Genomic DNA, 2,248 nt, shown 5'->3' with positions numbered 1-2,248 from the left:
GGTCAGCGTAATCAAAGGGACTTCGAATGGAGGTAACCTCCCTATCGCGAGCTTTCCGCCCAACTCCTGGATCTGCCGAAGCTCCATGAGCAGGTCGAATGCCGTCTCGTCGCCGGAATTGTCGAGATAACCGCCATCAACCAGCCGAAATTGCGTGGTGCTGGTGATGAAGTGGGCTGCTGGCATGATCCAAGGAAAACGGGCGCTCAGTCCCAATGCGGTGCTAAATTTGATGTCCTCACCTGGGCCGAGAGCCTCCCAACCTTCGTCAACGAGTTGGCCGTTCACATAATGCGTTAGCGCGCCCCTGTGATGCAGCGTGCGGCGAAAAGCATCGACGCCATCACGGGTGCGAGAAAATCGCGATCGAGTATTTGGCGCGTGGTTCGCTCGAATATGCCAGGGGCTCTGGTGCCGGCGGCACACTCGCTCCAGGGGCCCGTTAGCGGCAAATGACTTGGCCAGCGCCGCAAAGACACCCGCACAGATAGAGCCCCCGGAGACCGAGCTGGCAAAGATGTGTTGGGAAAAATTTGGGCAGCGATCTTGGACACGCGCCACGAAAGTCGCGGCAAAGTCAGCGGCGTAGTGACCACCGCCGGCCGCAGAGATGATGAAGATGGGGTAGGGGCGGACCACGTCAGTCCGCAAATCGGTATTGGTCATCGCTTTGTCATACTTGTCGATAGCAACAGCTCGAACAGATCGATCCATCCACGCATCTTTTCTTAAATGGCGAGCTCATCCTTTAAGCCGAAATGACTTGTCGTTGGCTTTCGCCAGAGGCTGCCATTCGCCTGCCGAGCTAGGTTGGCGCCTGGCGCCAGCGCCTCGCCCTGAAATGCGCCGTCGTCGCCGTGCGGCTCGCCGGCCGCGGCCGCCTTGCGCGACACCTGGTGCCTGCGCCCAGCCGGCGCCGATCCCGGTCCCTCCGGCGCCCGTCCTTGGCGCCTGGCAACAGCTGCCGGTGCAGCCGCCGGTCGCCAGTGCCGATCGGCTCGAAAAGATCGTCGACCAGCTCGGGCTCGCCTGGAAGGCTGCCGCGCTCGCCTTTTAGCGGGCTCTGAGCGACCGGCGCCATTCGCCGCCGCGTCGTCGCGATGCGCTCCGATGCCGAGCTTTTGGCCCGGTGACTGGCCGACCTGGCGCTGGCGCAAAGCCTGCGCTGGCCGCGGCCGCTGCCGCTCCTGATGGTGCAGGCCTTCGGCCCGGCTTTTCGCGGCGAGGCCGGCGGCAAGCGCATCCGACCCGGGGAAAAAAGTTTTGAGCGCTCGGTCTGCGTTGCGCTGGTTCAAGCGGCGGCCGATGGCCTGCCGGCTGGCCGCCGAGTTGGCGCGCCGCGGCAAAAAGCTCCTGGCGGTGACGCCAAGATTGCGGGCCAAGGGCGCCGGCGACGTGATCTTTTTGCTGCTCAACAAAGACGCCGTCTCCGGCTCGCTGACGTCCAAAAACCTGTCGCGTTTTGCGGCGCGGCGCCTGTACGATCGGCTGCAACAGTTCGACGCCGTGCGCGAGCTGTCCGGCCGCCCCACCTTCCGGCTTTTTGGACTGTAACGATGGCCGAGGCCGCCCGATCCAAACGTCCGCGAGACAAAGGGTGATGTCCAGCGAATGCTGGTCGACACCGAGCTCGAGCACCTGCCGCCAGAACTGCGCTGGCGTGAGTGGATGGGTCGCGTCGAAGCGGTGATCTTCGCGGGCAGCGAGCCCCATGCCACGCGAGGTGCTGGCGAGGGTGGTCGGCAAAGCTGCAATCTTGAACTGATCATCGACGACATCCGCGCCGAGCTCGCCGGCCGCCCCTATGAGCTGGTCTCGGTCGCCCGCGGTTGGCAGCACCGGACCAAAAAGATTTTGGCGACGCCATCCACGCCGCCTTCGGCCAGCAAGGTCAACGATTCAAGCCGATGAGGAAACTGAATACAGCGATTAGTGGTGCCAGTGCATGCGCGTAAGAGCGCCGAGCTCTTTACGAAAGGAGGAGAAGCTCGTATTTTGTTCTCCACAGGGAGAATGATTATGGCTGAGCCAGCACGTATCTACACGCCTGCAGAGGCCGCGGCCGTAAGCGGGGTAGGCATCAAGGCCGTTCACAATGCGATCGACAAGCGCATTGTGGATACGGTTTCAAAATCTGATAGGCATTCCGGTGGTACTGGCCGACGCGCACTGACGGGCGAGGGGCTTCTACGTCTCAAACTTTGGTATGGCGTCGGCTCTACGCTGCCGGCCGACCGTCGTCGTCGCC

3 protein-coding genes and 3 pseudogenes are annotated in these 2,248 nt (G+C 62.9%); 4 read left to right on the top strand and 2 right to left on the bottom strand.

Features of this window, described 5'->3' with window-relative positions; translation table 11 throughout:
- Positions 1-714, bottom strand: a pseudogene (locus EOA28_RS33105) (hypothetical protein); the annotation flags it as partial.
- 91 nt (positions 715-805) lie between these two features.
- The gene (locus tag EOA28_RS40625) at positions 806-1,081 is read right to left on the bottom strand and encodes a hypothetical protein (RefSeq protein WP_245501659.1); all 276 of its coding nucleotides are present in this window, start codon (positions 1,079-1,081) and stop codon (positions 806-808) included.
- 109 nt (positions 1,082-1,190) lie between these two features.
- Between EOA28_RS40625 and EOA28_RS40620 the strand changes: the two are divergent.
- The 4 genes and pseudogenes from EOA28_RS40620 to EOA28_RS39720 form a co-directional block, all read left to right on the top strand.
- Positions 1,191-1,253: pseudogene (locus EOA28_RS40620) on the top strand (hypothetical protein); the annotation flags it as partial.
- 28 nt (positions 1,254-1,281) lie between these two features.
- Positions 1,282-1,554: a DUF1403 family protein gene (locus EOA28_RS40615; protein ID WP_245501658.1), complete on the top strand. Its 273-nt coding sequence runs from the start codon at positions 1,282-1,284 to the stop codon at positions 1,552-1,554.
- A 57-nt stretch (positions 1,555-1,611) separates the two neighbouring features.
- Positions 1,612-1,911 (top strand): hypothetical protein, encoded by a 300-nt coding sequence (locus EOA28_RS33095; RefSeq protein ID WP_245501657.1) that lies wholly within the window; start codon positions 1,612-1,614, stop codon positions 1,909-1,911.
- A gap of 108 nt (positions 1,912-2,019) precedes the next feature.
- Positions 2,020-2,248: pseudogene (locus tag EOA28_RS39720) on the top strand (hypothetical protein); the annotation flags it as partial.

Source organism: Mesorhizobium sp. M2A.F.Ca.ET.067.02.1.1 (assembly GCF_004023285.1).
Taxonomy (GTDB): domain Bacteria; phylum Pseudomonadota; class Alphaproteobacteria; order Rhizobiales; family Rhizobiaceae; genus Mesorhizobium.
The sequence above is the reverse complement of the archived record's forward strand: the minus strand, read 5'-3'. Positions and strand labels throughout refer to the sequence as shown.